General features: G+C 71.8%; 19 protein-coding genes. 10 read left to right on the top strand and 9 right to left on the bottom strand.

What is annotated here, in order from left to right; all coding sequences use genetic code 11:
- Positions 1–99 precede the first annotated feature (99 nt).
- From ABTZ99_RS31820 to hutI, 5 genes are all read left to right on the top strand, one after another.
- A complete protein-coding gene (locus tag ABTZ99_RS31820; protein ID WP_499616537.1) occupies positions 100–1278 on the top strand; it encodes an allantoate amidohydrolase in 1179 nt (392 codons plus the stop codon).
- Positions 1275–2543, top strand: coding sequence for a formimidoylglutamate deiminase (locus tag ABTZ99_RS31815; protein ID WP_499616534.1), 1269 nt, complete (start codon positions 1275–1277; stop codon positions 2541–2543). The genes ABTZ99_RS31820 and ABTZ99_RS31815 overlap by 4 nt, the downstream gene beginning before the upstream one ends.
- Positions 2540–2722 (top strand): Scr1 family TA system antitoxin-like transcriptional regulator, encoded by a 183-nt coding sequence (locus ABTZ99_RS31810; protein ID WP_499616543.1) that lies wholly within the window; start codon positions 2540–2542, stop codon positions 2720–2722. The genes ABTZ99_RS31815 and ABTZ99_RS31810 overlap by 4 nt, the downstream gene beginning before the upstream one ends.
- A gap of 12 nt (positions 2723–2734) precedes the next feature.
- Positions 2735–2920 carry a DUF397 domain-containing protein gene (locus ABTZ99_RS31805; protein WP_499616531.1) on the top strand — a complete coding sequence of 62 codons (186 nt, stop codon included), beginning with the start codon at positions 2735–2737 and terminating at the stop codon, positions 2918–2920.
- A 147-nt stretch (positions 2921–3067) separates the two neighbouring features.
- Entirely contained in the window at positions 3068–4210 is a 1143-nt protein-coding gene (gene hutI / locus ABTZ99_RS31800) for an imidazolonepropionase (RefSeq protein WP_499616528.1), read from the top strand.
- On the opposite strand, the gene ABTZ99_RS31795 is transcribed toward hutI, so the two are convergent.
- Positions 4170–5048, bottom strand: a complete 879-nt coding sequence (locus ABTZ99_RS31795) for a dihydrodipicolinate synthase family protein (RefSeq protein ID WP_499616525.1) — start codon at positions 5046–5048, stop codon at positions 4170–4172. The genes hutI and ABTZ99_RS31795 overlap by 41 nt on opposite strands.
- A gap of 70 nt (positions 5049–5118) precedes the next feature.
- On the opposite strand from ABTZ99_RS31795, the gene ABTZ99_RS31790 reads away from it, so the two are divergent.
- Complete coding sequence (locus ABTZ99_RS31790) at positions 5119–6012, top strand: LysR family transcriptional regulator (RefSeq protein WP_499616522.1); 894 nt, start codon at positions 5119–5121, stop codon at positions 6010–6012.
- Between the two features lie 223 nt (positions 6013–6235).
- On the opposite strand, the gene ABTZ99_RS31785 is transcribed toward ABTZ99_RS31790, so the two are convergent.
- Positions 6236–6682, bottom strand: a complete 447-nt coding sequence (locus ABTZ99_RS31785; protein ID WP_498785686.1) for a hypothetical protein — start codon at positions 6680–6682, stop codon at positions 6236–6238.
- A complete protein-coding gene (locus ABTZ99_RS31780) occupies positions 6679–8058 on the bottom strand; it encodes an O-antigen ligase family protein (protein WP_499616519.1) in 1380 nt (459 codons plus the stop codon). The genes ABTZ99_RS31785 and ABTZ99_RS31780 overlap by 4 nt, the downstream gene beginning before the upstream one ends.
- 146 nt (positions 8059–8204) lie before the next feature.
- Here ABTZ99_RS31780 and ABTZ99_RS31775 point away from each other — a divergent pair, with 146 nt between their 5' ends.
- On the top strand, positions 8205–9197 hold the full coding sequence (locus ABTZ99_RS31775) for an aldo/keto reductase (RefSeq protein WP_498785682.1): 993 nt from the start codon (positions 8205–8207) through the stop codon (positions 9195–9197).
- A gap of 233 nt (positions 9198–9430) precedes the next feature.
- On the opposite strand, the gene ABTZ99_RS31770 is transcribed toward ABTZ99_RS31775, so the two are convergent.
- From ABTZ99_RS31770 to ABTZ99_RS31760, 3 genes are all read right to left on the bottom strand, one after another.
- Complete coding sequence (locus tag ABTZ99_RS31770) at positions 9431–9967, bottom strand: hypothetical protein (protein ID WP_498785680.1); 537 nt, start codon at positions 9965–9967, stop codon at positions 9431–9433.
- A 176-nt stretch (positions 9968–10143) separates the two neighbouring features.
- Complete coding sequence (locus ABTZ99_RS31765) at positions 10144–10323, bottom strand: DUF6104 family protein (protein WP_360788852.1); 180 nt, start codon at positions 10321–10323, stop codon at positions 10144–10146.
- A 72-nt stretch (positions 10324–10395) separates the two neighbouring features.
- A complete protein-coding gene (locus ABTZ99_RS31760; RefSeq protein ID WP_499616516.1) occupies positions 10396–14094 on the bottom strand; it encodes a multifunctional oxoglutarate decarboxylase/oxoglutarate dehydrogenase thiamine pyrophosphate-binding subunit/dihydrolipoyllysine-residue succinyltransferase subunit in 3699 nt (1232 codons plus the stop codon).
- Positions 14095–14464: 370 nt separating this feature from the next.
- On the opposite strand from ABTZ99_RS31760, the gene ABTZ99_RS31755 reads away from it, so the two are divergent.
- A complete protein-coding gene (locus ABTZ99_RS31755; RefSeq protein WP_498785674.1) occupies positions 14465–14824 on the top strand; it encodes an ArsR/SmtB family transcription factor in 360 nt (119 codons plus the stop codon).
- On the top strand, positions 14821–15306 hold the full coding sequence (locus ABTZ99_RS31750; RefSeq protein WP_499616513.1) for an SRPBCC family protein: 486 nt from the start codon (positions 14821–14823) through the stop codon (positions 15304–15306). The genes ABTZ99_RS31755 and ABTZ99_RS31750 overlap by 4 nt, the downstream gene beginning before the upstream one ends.
- 57 nt (positions 15307–15363) lie before the next feature.
- On the opposite strand, the gene ABTZ99_RS31745 is transcribed toward ABTZ99_RS31750, so the two are convergent.
- The 3 genes from ABTZ99_RS31745 to ABTZ99_RS31735 all read right to left on the bottom strand — a co-directional run bounded on the left by ABTZ99_RS31745 (position 15364) and on the right by ABTZ99_RS31735 (position 18202).
- A complete protein-coding gene (locus ABTZ99_RS31745) occupies positions 15364–16854 on the bottom strand; it encodes an FAD-dependent monooxygenase (RefSeq protein WP_499616511.1) in 1491 nt (496 codons plus the stop codon).
- An 85-nt stretch (positions 16855–16939) separates the two neighbouring features.
- Entirely contained in the window at positions 16940–17542 is a 603-nt protein-coding gene (locus tag ABTZ99_RS31740; protein WP_499616509.1) for a TetR/AcrR family transcriptional regulator, read from the bottom strand.
- A 75-nt stretch (positions 17543–17617) separates the two neighbouring features.
- Positions 17618–18202 (bottom strand): TetR/AcrR family transcriptional regulator, encoded by a 585-nt coding sequence (locus tag ABTZ99_RS31735; RefSeq protein ID WP_498784490.1) that lies wholly within the window; start codon positions 18200–18202, stop codon positions 17618–17620.
- 85 nt (positions 18203–18287) lie between these two features.
- On the opposite strand from ABTZ99_RS31735, the gene ABTZ99_RS31730 reads away from it, so the two are divergent.
- Positions 18288–18614 carry a rhodanese-like domain-containing protein gene (locus ABTZ99_RS31730; protein WP_499616506.1) on the top strand — a complete coding sequence of 109 codons (327 nt, stop codon included), beginning with the start codon at positions 18288–18290 and terminating at the stop codon, positions 18612–18614.
- The last annotated feature ends 34 nt before the right edge of the window (positions 18615–18648 follow it).

The following is an 18648-nucleotide window of genomic DNA, read 5'->3' as shown; positions in this document are numbered from 1 at the left end:
CAAGCCACACCCACGGCAGATGACTGAAAGCCACACCCGACACCCCTGGGCCTCCGGACCCTACGACTGGCCCGAACCGACCCAGGAAAGAAGGTGGGGATGACTGACCTCGCGGACATCGCCGACGTCGGGCGCGACCCGAAGCGCGGCGGCTACTCGCGGCACGGCTTCGACCGGGTCGAGCTGGAGCTGCGCGCCTGGTTCGTGGAGGAGGCCGAACGGCGGGGGCTGGACGTCCGGCCCGACCGCAACGGCAACCTCTGGGCGTGGTGGGGCGCGCCGGGGCCGGACGCGGTGATCACCGGCAGCCACCTCGACTCGGTGCCCGGCGGCGGCGCGTTCGACGGGCCGCTGGGCGTGGTGTCGGCGTTGCAGGCGTTCGACCTGCTGCGCGCTCGCGGGTTCGCGCCCTCGAAGCCGCTGGCGATCGTCGTGTTCGTGGAGGAGGAGGGCGGGCGGTTCAGCGTCGCGTGCCTCGGGTCGCGGCTGATGACCGGCGCGATCACGGCCGAGGCGGCGGCCAGGCTGGTGGACGCGGACGGCATCACGTTCGGCGAGGCCGCGCACGCCGCCGGGTTCGACCCGTTGCGGATGGGTCGGGACGAGCGCGCGCTGTCCTCCGTCGGCGCGTTCGTCGAGCTGCACGTGGAGCAGGGGCGCGGGCTGGACGTGCCGGTGGGGCTGGCGAGCTCGATCCTGGCGCACGGTCGGTGGCGTTACACGTTCAGCGGTGAGGGCAACCACGCCGGCGCGACGCTGATCGAGGACCGGCGCGACCCGATGCTGCCCGCCGCGCGGATGGTGCTGGCCGCCCGCCGCGCGGCGACCTCAGGTGCGCGGGCCACGGTCGGCCGGCTCGTGCCGAACCCCGGCGGCACCAACGTGATCGCGTCGTCGGTGGACGTGTGGCTGGACGCGCGGGCCGACGACGAGCCGCGCACCCGCGAGGTCGTCTCGGAGATCACGTCGGCGGCCCGTGAGGCGGCCGAGTCGGAGGGCTGCGAGGTGCGCGTGACCGAGGAGAGCTGGGGCGGGACGGTGCACTTCGACCCCGGCCTGATGGCGCGGGTCCGGGACGCGCTCGGCGGTGACACGCCCGCGTTGCCGACCGGCGCCGGGCACGACGCGGGGATCCTCGCGTCGCACGTGCCGACCGCCATGCTGTTCGTGCGCAACCCGACCGGGATCAGCCACGCGCCGGAGGAGTTCGCCGAGGCGGACGACTGCGCGGCGGGCGTGGTGGCGCTGGCGACGACGTTGGAGCACCTGGCGCGATGAAGAGCTTCTGGTGCGAGCGGGTGTGGCTGCCGGACGGCATCGCGGCGCGCGTGCTGGTGCGCGTGGACCACGGGGTCATCGCCTCCGTGTCCACAGTGGACACCATTCCGCTCGGCGTGGAACGGCTCTACGGGCTGGTGTTCCCGGGTTTCGCCAACGCGCACTCGCACGCGTTCCACCGGGCGTTGCGGGGGCGCACGAACGCCGACGGCGGCACGTTCTGGACGTGGCGCGACCGGATGTACGCGGTGGCGGAGCGGTTGACGCCCGACTCGTACCTGGAGCTGGCCACGGCGGTGTACGCGGAGATGGCCGTGGCCGGGGTGACGGCGGTGGGCGAGTTCCACTACCTGCACAACGGCGGCAACGAGATGGCGGAGGCGTTGCGCCAGGCGGCGCGTGACGCCGGGATCAGGCTCACCCTGCTGGACGCCTGCTACCTGGCGGGCGGGATCGGGCAGCCCGTGCGCGGGGTGCAGGAGCGGTTCTCCGACGGGACCGGTGACCGGTGGCTGGACCGGGTCGCCGAGCTGCGCGGTGACGCGAACACCAGGATCGGCGCCGCGATCCACTCGGTCCGCGCGGTGCCGCGTGACACGTTGTCGCTGGTGGCGGGCGCGTTCCCCGACCGGCCGCTGCACGTGCACCTGTCGGAGCAGCCGGCCGAGAACGAGGCGTGCCTGGCGGCGTACGGGCTCACCCCGACCGAGCTGCTGGCCGAGGCCGGCGCCCTCACGCCGCGCACGACGGCCGTGCACGGGACGCACCTGTCCGCTAAGGACATCGGCTTGCTCGGCTCGACGCGCACCGGCGTGTGCTTCTGCCCGACGACGGAAGCTGATCTGGCGGACGGCATCGGCCCGGCGCGCGAGCTGGTCGAGGCGGGGTCGCCGTTGTCGTTGGGCAGCGACCAGCACGCGGTGATCGACCCGTTGTTGGAGGTGCGCGCCCTGGAGCACAACGAACGCCTGCGCACGGGCGAACGCGGCCGTTTCGCACCGGCGGACCTCGTTGCGGCACTGACGAACCACGCGTCCATCGGCTGGCCGGAAGCCGGTCGGGTGGAGGTCGGCGCCCCAGCGGACCTCGTGGCCATTCGGGTGAACTCGGTCCGCACCGCCGGCACCGACCCCGAGCAGATCCTCCTGGCCGCCACTGCTTCGGACGTCGCTGTCGTAGTAGTAGGGGGGAAGGTCGTAGCCCGCGATGGCGTGCACGAGCAGCTGGGTGACGTGTCCAGGCTCCTGGTCGAGGCGATCGACTGATCGAGTGCTGGGAATCCCAAGGGTGTCGGTCCCGTTCACCATCATCAGGTTCGCTCCACATCGAAGATCCGGAACAGGTTCGGCGGGCTAGGATGCTGATCGACCACCTGCTCGAGCGGGCGCTCGGTCCGGAGGATTCGATCGCCCTGATCGAGCGGATCGTTGCCGGGCGCGAATGAGAGGCGGTCTTCGTGTCCACTGTGGACCCCGCTGGTCTGGTGTGGCGGAAGAGCAGTTACAGCGGTGACGGCAACAACGACAACTGCGTCGAGGTGGCCTTCTCCGCTCCCGAGGTGGCGGTGCGGGACTCGAAGAACCCGGGGTTGGGTGTGGTGGCGTTCCCGGCTTCGGCCTGGCAGCGGTTTCTGCGTCGGTGATGGAGGGGTGGTGGGACGCGCCTTGGTACCGCGTTCGGTGCGAGCGGTTCGCGTCCAGGACGCGGGGGTGATGAACATGGCGCACGTCATCGGCGGTCTGATCGAGGACGGCGAGTTCCCGCAGATCTTCCGACGGTTGGACGACGAATGAGCACCCTCATCACCGGCATCGGTGAGTTGACCACGAACGACCCCGAGCTGGGGCGCCTCACCGACGCCGCCCTCGTCTTCACCGACCGCGTGGAGTGGGTCGGACCCTCCTCCTCCGCGCCGGCCGCCGACACGCGCGTGGACGTCGAAGGGCGAGCGGTCCTGCCCGGTTGGGTGGACAGCCACACGCACCTGGTGTTCGCGGGGGACCGGACGGCCGAGTTCGAAGCCCGCATGGCCGGTCAGGCGTACGCGGCGGGCGGCATCGCGGTCACGGTCGGCGCCACGCGGGCGGCGTCGGACGAGGAGTTGGCGGCGAACCTGAGGCGCCTGGTCGCCGAGGCCGTCGCCCAGGGGACGACGACGATCGAGACCAAGACCGGCTACGGGCTGACCGTCGAGGACGAGGTGCGGTCGGCGCGGATCGCGGCGGGCGTGGCCGACGAGGTCACCTTCCTGGGCGCGCACCTCGTCCCGCCGGGTGCGGACGCGGACGAGTACGTGGCGTTGGTGATCGGCGAGATGCTGGACGCCGTCGCGCCGCACGTGCGGTGGGCGGACGTGTTCTGCGAGCAGGGCGCGTTCGACGCCGATCAGTCACGGGCCGTGCTGGAAGCCGCCAAGGCCAAAGGGCTGGGCCTGCGCGTGCACGGCAACCAGCTGGGCGAAGGGCCGGGAGTCCGGCTGGCCGTGGAGCTGGGCGCGGCGAGCGTCGACCACTGCACGTACCTGTCCGACGCCGACGTGGACGCGTTGGCGGGCTCGTCCACCGTCGCCACCCTGCTCCCGGCGTGCGACCTGTCGACCCGCCAGGCGCTGCCACCCGCCCGGACGCTGCTGGACGCGGGCGCGACGGTGGCCCTCGCCAGCAACTGCAACCCCGGCAGCTCCTACACGACCTCGATGGCCTACTGCATCACGACGGCAGTCCTCCAGATGCGCATGACCGTCGAGGAGGCCGTCACCGCCGCCACCCTCAACGGCGCGAAAGCCCTCCGGCGCACCGACGTCGGGCACCTGTCACCGGGCGCCCGCGCCGACGTCCACGTCCTCGACGCCCCCTCCACCACCCACCTGGCGTACCGGCCGGGCGTCCCGCTCACGCACGCGGTGTGGCGAGCAGGCGTTCGACAGCGCTGAGGGCGGCCGACGTGCTGTCGGGCCCGGCGGCCAGCAGCGGCAGGCGGACGTCCGGGGTCGGGATGCGGCCCTGCGCGTGCAGCACGGCCTTGATCACGGTCGGGTTCGGCTCGGCGAACAGCGCGGCCGACAGGCGGCCCAGCCGGCCGCCCAGAGCGCGCGCCTCGGCGACGTCACCGGCGTGCCACGCGTCGATCAGTCGGACGAACTCGCTGGTGGCGACGTGCGCCGAAGCCAGGATGCCGCCGTGCGCGCCGAGCGCCAGCAGCGGCGAGATGAACGTGTCGTCACCGCCGAGCACGGCCAGGTCCGGCACGTCGGCGAACAGCTCCACCGTGTCGGCGTTGATCCCGCCCGCCGCGTACTTCAGGCCCACCACGCCGGGCACGTCCCCGAGCCGCCGCAACGCGGCCGCGGACAGGTACTGGCCCGTCCGGTACGGGATGTCGTAGACGACCAGCGGCACCGGGCTGTCGGCGGCCAGCCGGGTCAGGTGCGCGAGCGCGCCCTCCTCGCCCGGCCGGACGAACGACGGCACCGCGGTCAGCGACGCCACCACCTCCGGGTGGTCGGCCAACGCCTGGAGGGCCTGCGGGGTGTTCGCGCCGACCACCAGCGGCGCGTGGCGCTCACGGCAGACCCGGGTCACCACGCCGAGCACGGCCTGCTGCTCGACCGGCGTGAGCGACGAGGGCTCGGCCGTCGTGCCCAACGCCACCAGGCCACGCGCGCCGTCGTCCAACGCCTGGTGGGCGAGGGACTCCAGGGCGTCGAGGGCCACGGCCCCCGACCGGTCGAACGGCGTGATCAGCGGTACGTGCAGGCCGGTGAGCGTCATACCGCCACGGTGCCCGCCCGGACCGTGAAGCACCAGTTCGCGTTCCTCATGGCAACCGTAAGCTGAACTGATGCTCGACGTCCGCCGCCTGCGGCTCCTGCGCGACCTGGCCCGCCTCGGCACGATCGCCGCCGTCGCCCAGGCGCACGCCTACACGCCGTCCGCCGTGTCCCAGCAGCTCGCCGCCCTGCAACGCGAGGCGGGCGTGCCGCTGCTGGAGCACACCGGTCGCAGCGTCAGCCTCACGCCCGCCGCCACCGCGCTCGTCGGGCACGCCGAGACGGTCCTGGCCGCCCTGGAAGCCGCGACCGCCACGCTGGCCGCCGCCCGCACCGGCCTGTCCGGCACCGTGCGGATCGGTGCGTTCCCCAGCGCCGTGCCGACCCTGCTGCCGGCCGCGCTGGTCGCGCTGGGCCGCGACCACCCGGCGCTCGACCTCATGGTCACCGAACTGGACCCGGTCGACATGCCGGACGCGTTGCGCGACGGGCGGCTGGACGTGGCGCTGTGGCACGACTACGACATCGCGCCGGTCGAGCCCGACCCCGGCGTGGACTCGGTGCGGCTGCTGGACGAGAAGGTGTTCCTCGCCGTGCCCACCGAAGGGCCGGAGGGGACGATCGCGAGCACGCGGGACGCGGCGTGGATCGTCGGCACCCCCGGCACGCTCTGCCACACCGTGGCGATGCGGGTCTGCCAGGCCGCCGGGTTCACCGCCAGGGTGCGTCACCACGCGGACGACTTCACCGCCGTGCTCGCGCTCGTCGCCGCCGGTCAAGGCGTCGCGCTCGTGCCCGAACTCGGCGCGACGCGCCCGCCCGCCGACGTCCGGCTGGTCCCGCTGGACGTCCACCGCCGCACCCGCATCGCCTACCGCCGCGGCGCGGGCGGTCACCCCGTGGTCGCGGCGTGCGTGGCCGCGCTGGAGTCCTCGACCCGCGCCTACCTGGCTCCTCCCTCTTGAGAGTGAGGCCGAAGACCGCTCGCACGAGCGATCAGTTCCGGTCGCGCGATCCGCGGGATTCACCGCATGACCACGATCAAACGCCCAGAGTTCGTCGCCGCACCGCTGCTCGTCCTGACCCACGGCGTCTTCTGGGCGGCCTACGAGTTCGGCCTCGCGGTGCCGGGCGCGCGCTGAGGCGGGCGTGACCGGGGGCTCGTCGCGGTGACGAGCCCCCGTCACGTCACGGGTTGACGATCGTGACCTCGCGGTCGTCCGAGACCTGGCCGTTGAACGGACCCGACAGGATGGCCGAGGCGAAGGCCGTGCCCGCGCGGAACGGGAACTCCGAGGCGTGCACCGAGACGGTGACGGTCTGCGTGCCGCCGGTGCAGAACGGCTGCGCGTAGCCCGAGCCGCTCGCGACGGCGGGACCGACGCGCTGGGTGAGCCGGACGTTGACGTAGGCGTAGCCCGGCGGCGGGCAGACGATCTGCACGTCGACCTGGACCGCCGCGCCGCGCGCCAGTCTCTCCGCCTGCGTCTGGACCTGGATCGCGGGCTGCGACGGCGACTGGGCGCCCACGTCGGCGCTGGAGGGCAGGACGGACGCGAAGATCGCGCCCGCGACGACGGCCAGCACGGCCGCGGCCTTGGCCGGGCGCAGGTTGCGGATGGATGGGACCTTCATCGGTTCTCCTCTGTGGTGGGTGCGACCAGCGCGGCTGCGCGGGCAGCGGGTTCGGGTTCGGCTTCGGGGGAGGCCAGGCCGGCGAGCAGCCCGGCGGTCAGCACGATCACGGGCAGGTGCCACAGGAAGTCGAAACCGCTGTGCACCAGCAGCACGACGAGCCCGGCGGCGGCGCCCGCCCACGTCGACCCGGCGCGCCCGCGCCACACCGCGACGGCCAGCGCGGCCAGGACCAGCAGCACCAGGCCGAGCCCGATCGCGCCGAGCTCGACCAGGACCTGGAGGTACTCGTCGTGGACGTACCGCATCACCCGGGACTCGCCGCGGGGCCCGGTGAACGCGAACCACCCGTTGCCGGGTCCGACGCCCGTCCAGGGCCGTGCGGCGACGAGGTCCAGCGCCGCGCCCGTCGCGCCGGCCCGGTCCGGCGAGCTGGTCGAGATCCGGCCCGTGAGCAGCTTGCCCAGGTCGTACGCGAAGAGCGCCCCGAGCCCGGCCGCGACGAGCCCGGCCACCACGCCGACCGACCGGACCACCGGCTTCACCCGGTTCAGGCCCAGGGTGACGGCGAGGCCGACGACGAGGCCGGCGACCGCGAGCGGGAGGTTGGCCGGTTCGGCAACCGGGAACGACGGCGCCAGCGCGCCCAGGGCGATCAGCGCGCCGAGGACGGGCGGACCGGCGTGCCGCAGGGTGGTGCGGACGCCGTTGAAGACGGCCAACGCCACCAACCCGGCCAGCAGCGCCAGCAGGCCGGCGCGGCTGAGCGTCGCGCCGACGCCGACGACCAGCGCGTACACCGCGCCGGCGTGCGGCAACGAGTCCGGGTGGGCGGTGTTGAGGGCCAGGGCCAGGACGGTGAGCGCGGCGAGCAGCGCGGCGGCGGCGTTGGGGTAGGTGAGGGTGGAGGCGGCGCGGGCCAGGCCGTCGGCCACCGCCGACCACGACGGCACCCGCCAGACGACGGCCACCCAGCCGGTCAGCGCGACCAGCGCGCCCACCCCGACCAGCACCGACGCGCACAGCTCCCGTTGCCTGGCGTCGGCGCCCCGGACCACGACCACCGCCGCGGCCAGGCAGCCGACGGCCGCGACCGCGGGCAGGGACCGGGTGACCTCGCCGTTCAGGGCCGCGCGCAGGACGGCCCACGCCGCGAGCCCCGCGCACGCCATCGGGACCAGCCCGAACGCCGGGCGGTCGCGCAGGGCCAGGACCAGGGCGAACGCGACGAGCGCGCCGGTGAAGAGCCGACCGGGCAGGTAGTAGCCGCCCTGGGCGACGACGGCGGCGGCGATCGCGGCGAGCACGAGCAGCACGGCGTGCGGAAGGGCGACCCCGTCCCGTGCCCGGACGTGGTCGTGCGCGACTCCCCCCATGCAGGCCTCCCCCAGCCCCCATGCCCGCCCGAGGCGGGGTAGGCGCGGATCTTAACCTCGGGATCCGTTGCGGCGGAGCGGTTTCGCCGGAACGCGGTCGTGTCGGTCGGGTGGTCCCGGCGATCGACTTGAGGCAGGCTGGCCGCATGGAGTACACCCAGCTCGGCCGTTCCGGCCTGTCCGTGTCCCGCTTGTGCCTCGGCACGATGAACTTCGGTCCGGAGACGTCCGAGCCCGACAGCCACACGATCATGGACCGGGCCCACGAGCACGGCATCAACTTCTTCGACACCGCCGACGTCTACGGGTGGCAGCGGGGCGAGGGCGTCACCGAGAAGATCATCGGCCGGTGGTTCGCGCAGGGCGGCGGGCGTCGGGAGAAGACCGTGCTCGCCACCAAGCTGTACGGCGACATGGGGGACTGGCCGAACGAGAAGCGGCTGTCCGCGCTGCACATCCGGCGGGCCGCGGACGCGTCGCTGCGGCGGTTGCAGACCGACTACATCGACCTGCTCCAGATGCACCACGTGGACCGGGCCACGCCGTGGGACGAGATCTGGGAGGCCTTCTCCGTGCTGCGGCAGCAGGGGAAGGTGATCTACTTCGGGTCGTCCAACTTCGCCGGGTGGCACATCGCGCAGGCTCAGCAGGCGGCGCGGGAACGCCACTTCCTCGGGTTGGTCAGCGAACAGTCGATCTACAACCTGGTCAACCGGTTCGTCGAGCTGGAGGTGCTGCCGGCGGCGCGCCACTACGGCGTCGGCGTGATCCCGTGGTCGCCGCTGGGCGGTGGCCTGCTCGGTGGCGTGCTGCGCAAGCAGCGCGAGGGCGGCGGCTCCCGCGGCAACACCGGCCGCAGCCAGGAAGGCCTGGAGAAGCACCGTGACGCCATCGAGGCCTACGAGAAGCTGTCCGCGGACCTCGGCGAGGACCCGGCGCACGTCGGCGTGGCGTGGCTCCTGCACCAGGAAGGCGTGACGTCGCCGATCATCGGTCCCCGCACCCTGGAGCAGCTGGACGGCTCACTGCGGTCCACCGAGATCAAGCTCGACGACGAGGTCCTGGCCAAGCTGGACGACCTCTTCCCGCCCCCGGGCCCGAACGGCGCCAAGCCGGCACCCGAGGCCTACGCCTGGTGACGCCGGCCGGTCGTCGCCCGATCGGGCGACGGGACGCCGGCACACGTCTCGGCATGGTTTGACCAGGAAAGACGGTTTGGTGAGCCGGGATCCGCCGGCTCGCCAAACCTCTCACCGCCGAGTAACATCGATGTCGGAGCTTGGCACCGCGGGTGCTCAGGCGAGTCGCAAGGCCAGGTGCACCTGGGGCAGACCGGGACCCTGGCCTTAAGCATGTCCGCAGGCTGCCCGACTTACCAGGTCAGCACTCGGTCATGACGGTCACGTCGTACAGGCGCTCCGCGAGTATGTCCTGATAGGTGCTGTCTCCCATCAGCTGACTTCGTACCGCACCCGGCGATGATGTCTGCAGCCCAGAACAACGGCTCCTTGGCACCTATCTGGTGCTCCACCCTGAACTGCGTTCCCTTGGGCAGCTCGTAGCGGGCACCGCGCACCGTGGCGACATCGCGCCTGTCAAGTTCGTTCGTCCGGGACTCGATCAGCAGCTCGCCGACTCCGTAGGCGTGCAGTTCGTGCACCAGTAGCCGCAGACAAGCCGCCCGTGCCCGTTCCTGCCGCCTGATGGGAAGCGGAGCGCCGATGGCGACGAGGTGCAAGCCTTCGACGTCTGCCAGTCGCTGCGCCGCTGTTCGCTTTTGGTGCTTGTCCATCTCGTTCCAATGCAGCTTCGCCGTGCTGCGGTCGCCTCGCAGACCCAACAGCACTTCACGTGCTTCCAGGTGCTGGTCCGGCTCGAACACCGCTGACGCCAGCACGTAGAACCCCACGTTGTCCGCACACGCTTCGAGGTAGGACTCGTCGGTGAACGCGCGGCGGGGAGTCGGGTCGCTGATGGTCAGGCCTCTCGGAGGAATGCGTGACCTACATCATCCACCAGGCCTCCGACAACCCGTCACCTCGTCGACGTCTACGCGCACCTACCGCCTTCCGGCCGGGGCCGTCGTCAGTCCTCGAAGTCCTCGTCGTCCCGCGCCAGGTAGGTGGCCAGGCGTTCCACGGCCGTCTCGAAGTCCGGGTTCGCGTCGACGAACGCCCGGAGCTTGTCGGCCAGCCACGCGAACGTGACCTCCTCCTCACCCCGCCGGGACTCCAGTTCCTCGATGCCGCGATCGGTGAAGTACACGGTCTTCCTCCGCCAACGGGCCGAGCCGTCGACACCCGGAGGTCTCGACGGCTCGGCTCAACCCATCAGGTCCTACTCGAACGCCTTCGCGATCAGCTCGCGCTGCTCGACCTCGTGCACCTTGGACGAACCCGCCGACGGCGCGGCCATCGGACGGCGCGACACGCGCTTCACCGCGAACCGCGACGGCAGCAGCTCGGGCAGCGCCAGCCCGAAGAACGGCCACGCGCCCTGGTTCGCGGGCTCCTCCTGGACCCAGCGCACCTCGGTGGCGTTCGGGTAGCGGTCCAGGGCGGCGGTCAGCTTGCGCGCCGGCACCGGGTACAGCTGCTCGACGCGCACCACGGCGACGTCCTTGACGCCCCGCTTCTCCTGCTCGGCCAGCAGCTCGTAGTAGATCTTGCCGCTGCACAGCAGGACCTTGCGCACCGCGCTCGGGTCGACGCCGGTCGGGTCGTCGATCACCGACTGGAACTTCTCGTCCACGAACGCCTCGACCGGGCTGACCGCGGCCTTCAGGCGCAGCATCGACTTCGGCGTGAACACCACCAGCGGCCGGTTCACGCCGTCCAGCGCGTGCCGCCGCAGCAGGTGGAAGTAGTTCGCCGGCGTCGACGGCACCGCGATCGTCATCGAGCCCTCCGCGCACAGCTGGAGGAACCGCTCGATCCGGCCGGACGTGTGGTCCGGGCCCTGGCCCTCGTGACCGTGCGGCAGCAGCAGCACGACGTCGGACACCTGGCCCCACTTCGCCTCACCGGACGAGATGAACTCGTCGATGATCGGCTGCGCGCCGTTGACGAAGTCGCCGAACTGCGCCTCCCACAGCACCAGAGCGTCGGGGTTGGCCACGGAGTAGCCGTACTCGAAGCCCAGCGCCGCGAACTCCGACAGCACCGAGTCGTACACCATGAACTTGCCCTGGGTCTCGGCCAGGTTCTGCAGCGGCGTGTACTCCTCGGACCGCTTGCGGTCCACCAGCGTGGCGTGCCGCTGCACGAACGTGCCGCGCCGCGAGTCCTGCCCGGCCAGCCGGACCGTGCGGCCCTCCAGCACCAGCGACCCGAACGCCAGCAGCTCGGCGAACGCCCAGTCGATGCCGCCCTCGCGGGCCATCTTGGCGCGCCGCTCCAACACCGGCTTGACCCGCGGGTGCGGGGTGAAGCCCTCGGGCAGGTTCACGTGCGCGTCGGCGATCTTCTCGATGATCGACCGGTCGACGCCGGTGGGCAGCTTGGTCGGGACCTGCTGCTCCTCCTCGATCGACGGCGAGGTCTTGATCGGGTGCTTCTCCAGCTCCCGGACCTCGTTGAACACGTGCTCCAGCTGCGAGGAGAAGTCCTGCAACGCCTTCTCGGCCTCTTCGACCGAGATGTCGCCGCGACCGATCAGGGACTCGGTGTAGGTCTTGCGCACCGAGCGCTTGGTGTCGATCACGTCGTACATCGCCGGCTGCGTCATCGAGGGGTCGTCGCCCTCGTTGTGGCCGCGGCGGCGGTAGCAGACCATGTCGATCACGACGTCCTTGTTGAACGCCTGCCGGTAGTCCACCGCCAGCTTGGCGACCCAGTAGCACGCCTCGGGGTCGTCGCCGTTGACGTGGAACACCGGCGCGCCGATCATCTTCGCCACGTCGGTCGAGTACTTCGACGAGCGCGAGTGCTCGGGCGCGGTGGTGAAGCCGACCTGGTTGTTCACGACCACGTGCACCGTGCCGCCGGTGCGGTAACCGCGCACCAGCGCCAGGTTCAGCGTCTCGGCGACCACGCCCTGGCCCGCGAACGCGGCGTCGCCGTGCAGCGCGACCGGCAGCACGGTGAAGCCCTCGCCGCCCTTGTCGAGCATGTCCTGCTTGGCCCGGACGATGCCCTCCAGCACCGGGTCGACGGCTTCGAGGTGCGACGGGTTCGCGGTCAGCGACACCTTCGTCTCGCCGTCGCCGAACATCCGGAAGTACTTGCCCTCGGCGCCCAGGTGGTACTTGACGTCACCGGAGCCGTGCGCCTGACCGGGGTCGAGGTTGCCCTCGAACTCGCGGAAGATCTGCGAGATCGGCTTGCCGACGATGTTCGCCAGCACGTTCAGCCGGCCGCGGTGCGGCATGCCGATGACGACCTCGTCGATCTCGTGCTCGGCGGCCTTGTCCAGCACCGCGTCGAGCAGCGGGATGACGGTCTCGCCGCCCTCGAGCGAGAACCGCTTCTGGCCGACGTACTTGGTCTGCAGGAAGGTCTCGAACGCCTCGGCGGCGTTGAGCTTCGAGAGGATGTACTTCTGCACGGTGGCCGGCGGCTTCTCGTGCGGCACCTCGACGCGCTCCTGGATCCAGAGGCGCTCCTCCGGGTCGAGGATGTGCATGTACTCGACGCCGACCGTGCGGCAGTACGAGTTGCGCAGCACGCCGAGGATGTCGCGCAGCCTCATCCGCTCCTGGCCCGCGAACCCGCCGACCGGGAACTCCCGGTCCAGGTCCCACAGGGTCAGGCCGTGCGACAGGACGTCGAGGTCCTGGTGGCTGCGCTGGCGGTAGTTCAGCGGGTCCGTGTCGGCCATCAGGTGGCCGCGGGTGCGGAACGCGTCGATCAGCTCGATCACCCGGGCGGTCTTGTCGACCGCGCCCTCGGGGATGTCGGCGACCCAGCGGATCGGCTCGTACGGCAGCCGCAGCGACGTGAAGACGTCGTCGTAGAAGCCGTCCTCGCCCAGCAGGAGCTGGTGGATGCGGCGCAGGAACTCGCCCGACTCCGCGCCCTGGATGACGCGGTGGTCGTAGGTGGAGGTCAGCGTGATGACCTTGCTGACGCCCATGTCGGTCAGGGCCTGCTCGCTGGTGCCCTGGAAGTGCGCCGGGTACTCCATCGCGCCGACGCCGATGATCGTGCCCTGGCCCGCCTGCAGGCGCGGCACCGAGTGGTTGGTGCCGATGGTGCCGGGGTTGGTCAGCGAGATGGTGGTGCCGGAGAAGTCCTCGGTGGTCAGCGAGCCCGTCCGCGCCTTGCGGATCAGGTCCTCGTAGGCCTGCCAGAACTGCGTGAACGTCATGTTCTCGCAGCCCTTGATCGAGGCCACGACCAGCGTGCGGGCGCCGTCCTTGCCGGGCAGGTCGATCGCCAGGCCGAAGTTCACGTGCTCCGGCGTGATCACGAACGGCTTGCCGTCGACCTCGCCGAAGTGCCGGTTCATGTTCGGGTACGCCTTGAGCGCCCGCACCACCGCGTACCCGATGAGGTGGGTGAAGGAGACCTTCCCACCGCGGGTGCGCTTGAGGTGGTTGTTGATCACGATGCGGTTGTCGGCCAGCAGCTTGGCGGGCACGGCGCGCACGCTCGTCGCGGTCGGAACGGTGAGCGAGAGCTCCATGTTCTTCGCGATGGCGGCGGCGGCGCCGCGCAGCTGCTTCTGCTCCTCGCCCTTCGCCTGTTGCACCGGCGCGGCCTTGGCGGCCTGGGCGGGCGCGGGCTTGGCCGCGGGCTTCTGGGCCGGCTGGGCCGTCGCGGTCGGCTGGCTCTTCGGCGGCTGCTGCGGCTGCTTCGGAGTCGTCGGCGCGGCGGACGGCGCGGCCTGGGCCGGAGCGGTCCTGGTGGCGGTCGTGGTGCCGCTCTCCGCGGCCGTCGCCGCCCCGTTGCCCGACCGCTGCGTCGACTTGTAGTCGGCGAAGAAGTCGTGCCAGGCCGGGTCCACGGACGACGGATCGGCGAGGAACTGCTCGTACATCTCCTCGACCAGCCACTCATTGGGGCCGAACTGAGAAGCAGGACTGCTGCTGGACACGGCTGGCGCTCGCCTCTATCCATCTCGCTCTTGGTAATGACTCACTCATGGTCAGGCTAGTCCCCCGTCTGGTGCAGTTCACACACAGGAGGGGCAGCGCACCGAGTGTTCTCTCACAGAATCGGTCAGGTCATCGGTTCGTGTTATGGGTGCTTGAGCATCACTTGAGGTTAAGCCCGTCACACGTCTGGCGGTGCTTCGACTGGGAGTAGTTGTGCGCACGGCCGCGGTCGGTGCGGTGTGAGGTGTTCAGCCGGCTGAAGCGTGGCAGCCGGTCCGGCTCTGACCTGCGTCTTCAACCTTTTGGTTGACTTGGTTGGGTGGAGGTCGTATGGTTTGTTCAACCGAGAGGTTGAGTAAGGAGATGGCGGTGGACGACCAGTTGTCGCGGGTCTTCTCGGCCCTGGCCGACCCGATCCGGCGCGACATGGTGGCGCGGCTGGCCGTGGGCGACGCGACCGTGAACGAGTTGGCCGAGCCGTACTCCGTGACCGTGCAGGCCGTGTCGAAGCACCTCAAGGTCCTTGAGGACGCCGGGCTCGTCAGTCGCAGCAAGCAGGCGCAACGACGGCCCGTCCACCTCGAGGCGGAGGTGTTCGACCTGATGACGAAGTGGATCGAGCGCTACCGGCAGGAGGCCGAGCAGCGCTACCGGCGGCTGGACGCCGTGCTCGCCGAGATGGCGAGCGAGGACACCCGACAGACCCGAGTCGAAGGAGAAGCATCATGACCACGACCACGCACCCCGAGACCAGCATCAGCGCCGACCCGGCCGCGCCGGTCATCCACATCACCCGCGAGTTCAACGCCCCGGTGGACGCGGTGTTCCGCGCGCACGTCGACCCCGACCTCGTGGTGAAGTGGCAGGGCCCGCGCTACCTGGAGATGCGCGTGGAGCGGTGGGACGCGTCGACCGGCGGCGCCTACCGCTTCGTGCACAGCCACGGTGACGAGGAGTACCGGTTCTACGGTTCGTTCCACGAGGTCAGGCCCGGTGAGCGGATCGTGCAGACGTTCACGTTCGAGGGCTTTCCGGACGGCGTCTCGCTGGACACCCTGACGTTCGAGGACCTGGGCGACGGCCGGACCCGGCTGCACGGCGCCAGCGTGTTCGCGACGACGGAAGCCCGCGACATGATGCTGGCCAGCGGCATGGAGACCGGGGTGGTCGAGGGGTACGAGCGGCTGGACGAGATGCTCGCCGAGGGCTGAGCGACCGCTCTTCGCCCCGCAGGCCGCACGGGCTGCGGGGCGGCCTCGTGCCCGCGGTCAGCCGAACCAGCGCGCGGCGACCTGCCGGAGCTCGTCCTGGTCCGGGTGTGCGTCGTCCGACGCCCACGCCACGTAGGAGTCGGGGCGGAGCAGCAGGGCGGTGACGTCGGTGTCCGCCTCGGTGCGGACGACCTCGACGCCGTCGGCGCGCAGGTCGCCGCTCCCCGTCAGATCGATCAGCAGCGGCCGCGCCGTCCTGACCAGCTCGGCGAGCCGGACCGTGCCGGCCGACGTGCGCAGGTCGAGGTCGGGGGCGGGCAGGCCGGCCAGCGGGTGGGCGTCCTCGCCGACCGGGTAGCGGACGTCCGCGCCGGCGACCAGGTCGGCCACCACCCGCACGACACCCGGCTGGGCGAGCAGCTCGCCGAACAGCCGGCGCAGCCCGGTCACGTCCTCGCCCGGTGACAGCAGGGCGGACTGCGCCTGCGAGTAGGTGATGGTCCGGTCGGCGACCGGTCGGCGCTCGGCCTCGTAGGTGTCGAGGACGTCGGCGGCGCCGTTGACCGCCGCGGCGAGCTTCCAGCCCAGGTTCACCGCGTCCTGGAGGCCGACGTTGAGGCCGGTGCCGCCGGCGGCGAACACGTGGGCGGCGTCGCCGACCAGGAACACCCGACCGTCGCGGTACCGCTCGGCGACCCTGGTGTTGCCGCCGTTGAGCCTGCGCAGCACGTGCGGGCCGGCGCCGGGTGGCGGGCCGAGCGGCACGTCGACGCCCAGCACGCGGGCGACGCTGGCGCGCATCTCGTCCAAGCTCATCGGAGCGGTCGCTGCCGGCTCGTCCCACTCCGTGGTGGCGACGAGCGGTGGGCGGCCGGGCAGCGGCGCGTAGGAGAAGCCGCCGCGGGCGGTCCGGACGGGCAGGAACGGCAGGACGGGGCCGTGGCCGGGCACGTCCAGCGCGCCGGTCGCGGGGTCGAGCCGGTCCGGCGGCACGGTCACGTGCGCGGTGCGGGTGGTGGACCGGTCGTAGGTGACGCCCGGGAAACCGATGCCGGCGGCCTTGCGGACCGGGCTGTGCGCGCTGTCGGCGCCGACGACGTACCGGGTGCGCAGCTCGTAGGGCCCGTCCGGGCCGTCGACGGTGAGCGTGACGCCGTCGGCGTCCTGGACGAGCCCGGTGAACTCGTGGCCGCGGCGGAGCTCGACGCCCAGCTCGGTCGCGCGTTCTTCGAGGACCCGGACGGTGGCCGCCTCGGGCACCGGGAGGTTGTAGATCGGGCTGTCGGCGAGGAGGCCGAGGTCGAGCGGCATCGCGGCGAACATGAAGTAGCTGCCGTTGGGCGCCGGCGGGCCGGGCTGCCCGCTGAGCCGCTCGAACAGGCCGCGGCGGTCGACCAGGCGGACGACCTGGCCGACCAGGCCGTTCGACCGGGGTTCCGCGGCGGGTTCGAGGAGGCGTTCCAGCACGACCGGCCGGACGCCTCCCAGGGCGAGCTCGCACGCGAGCATGAGCCCGTTCGGTCCACCGCCGACGATGACCACGTCCATGGCGTCACTCCTCTGCTTCGGGTGTTTTCGGGCATGCCGGGGGAGCCCGTCGGGCGGGCGTCGGTCTGCGGGGCGGACGGCGCGGTCAGCGCGGGGCGGGCAACCCGGCGCGGATCTGGTCGAAGACCTCGCGCAGCAGTGGTGTGATCGACCCGGCGGGGTTCCGGGTCCACCGGGTGAGCGCGGCGCCCAGGCCCGCGCTGACCACGGCGGCGACGATCCCCGGGTACAGGTCGCCGGGGTCGGTGCCGGTGCGCTCGGCGATGGCGGCGGTCAGCTCGTCCTGCGCGGCGGCGTGGGCGCGGAACACCTCGTACTGCACGGCCGGCTCGGCGAGCAGCTGCTGCAGCGCGTCGGGGTAACCGGACGGCGCCGGGGCGCTGCCCGGCGGTGGCTCGAACTGCCCGGCGACGGCGTCGACGAGCGCGTCCCAGAGCGGTTCGTCGGCCGGGCGGTCGCGGAGGGCCTCGGCGATGCGCCGGCCCCGCTCGACGTGGGTGGCGACGATCGCCTCGGCCTTGTTGGCGAAGTAGTTGCGGAAGGTCCGCTCGGACACGTTCGCCGCGGCGGCGATGTCCTCCACCGAGACGTTGTCCCACCCGCGTTCCAGGGTGAGCCGGATGGCGGCCTGGCTCAACGCGAACCGCGTCTCCCGCTTCTTGCGCTCACGCAGCCCTTCCGTCGCCATGCGGATCAGCCTAGCGAAACTTTCCGGATCTGCAAACTTGCCGATCCGGAAAGTTTTGTCGGTGAGGCTCGGGTCTCACGAACCGTCGGGTCGCATCGCCGAGCGGGCGAGGCGGGCGAGGCCGGCGCGCATCCGCCGTTCGCCGAGTTCGGGCAGGAGCGAGGCCACGTGTTCCGCGGCCAGTGCGGCGAGCAGGGCGTGGGCGGTGTGGTCGGGGTCGGGTGTGGTGTCGAGCAGGATCGCCGCGTGGCGGTGCCAGAACCGGTAGGCCCCGATCCGGTACCGGGCGCCGGGCACCGCGGTCTCCGACATCCGGACCAGGGCCAGGTGTTCCAGCAGGTAGTCGAGGTAGGCGTCGATGAACGCGACGAGGCGTTCGACGGGCGGCGCGCCGGGGCCGAGCGGCGGTGGTCCGTGCAGGATCGCCTCTTGGAGCACGCGTTCCCGGGTGTCCAGCAGGGCGGCGGCCAGTCCGGACTTGTCGCCGAAGCGGCGGAACAGGGTGCCCTTGCCGACGCCGGCGGCGGTCGCCACCTGGTCCATGGACACCGCTTCGACGCCGTGCTCGGCGAAGAGTCGGGCGGCGGCCTCCAGGACGGCGACGCGGTTGCGCGCCGCGTCCGTTCGCTCCTTGGGTGGCGGGGTGCGCAGCAGTTCCAGGGGGATTGCAGAACCGGACTGCGGTCCGCTATCGTCGTGAGGCACAAGCGGACTATAGTCCGATTCTCTTCCGGAAGGCAGTGGGATGACCGCACTCATCACCCGCGACGAGCTGAAGGCAGCGATCGACGCGGGCACCGTGACCGTCCTCGACGCGCTGGGCGGCGACTACTACGCCAAGCGGCACCTGCCCGGCGCGCTCGCGCTGGTCCTGGCCGACGTCGACACCCTGGCGCCGGCCCTGCTCCCCGACCGCGACGCCGCGATCGTCACCTACTGCTCGAACCCGGCGTGCCCCAACAGCGGGCAGGTCGCCGACCGGCTGACCGCGCTCGGCTACACCGACGTCCGCAAGTACCGCGAGGGCATCGAGGACTGGACGGAGGCCGGCCTGCCCACCGAATCCGCCTGAGGGTCCACGCGGACGAGGACTCCGGGGGGCCGTG

The sequence above is a fragment of the Actinosynnema sp. NPDC002837 genome (assembly GCF_040295345.1).
In the GTDB taxonomy this organism is placed as follows: domain Bacteria; phylum Actinomycetota; class Actinomycetes; order Mycobacteriales; family Pseudonocardiaceae; genus Actinosynnema.
The sequence above is the reverse complement of the archived record's forward strand: the minus strand, read 5'-3'. Positions and strand labels throughout refer to the sequence as shown.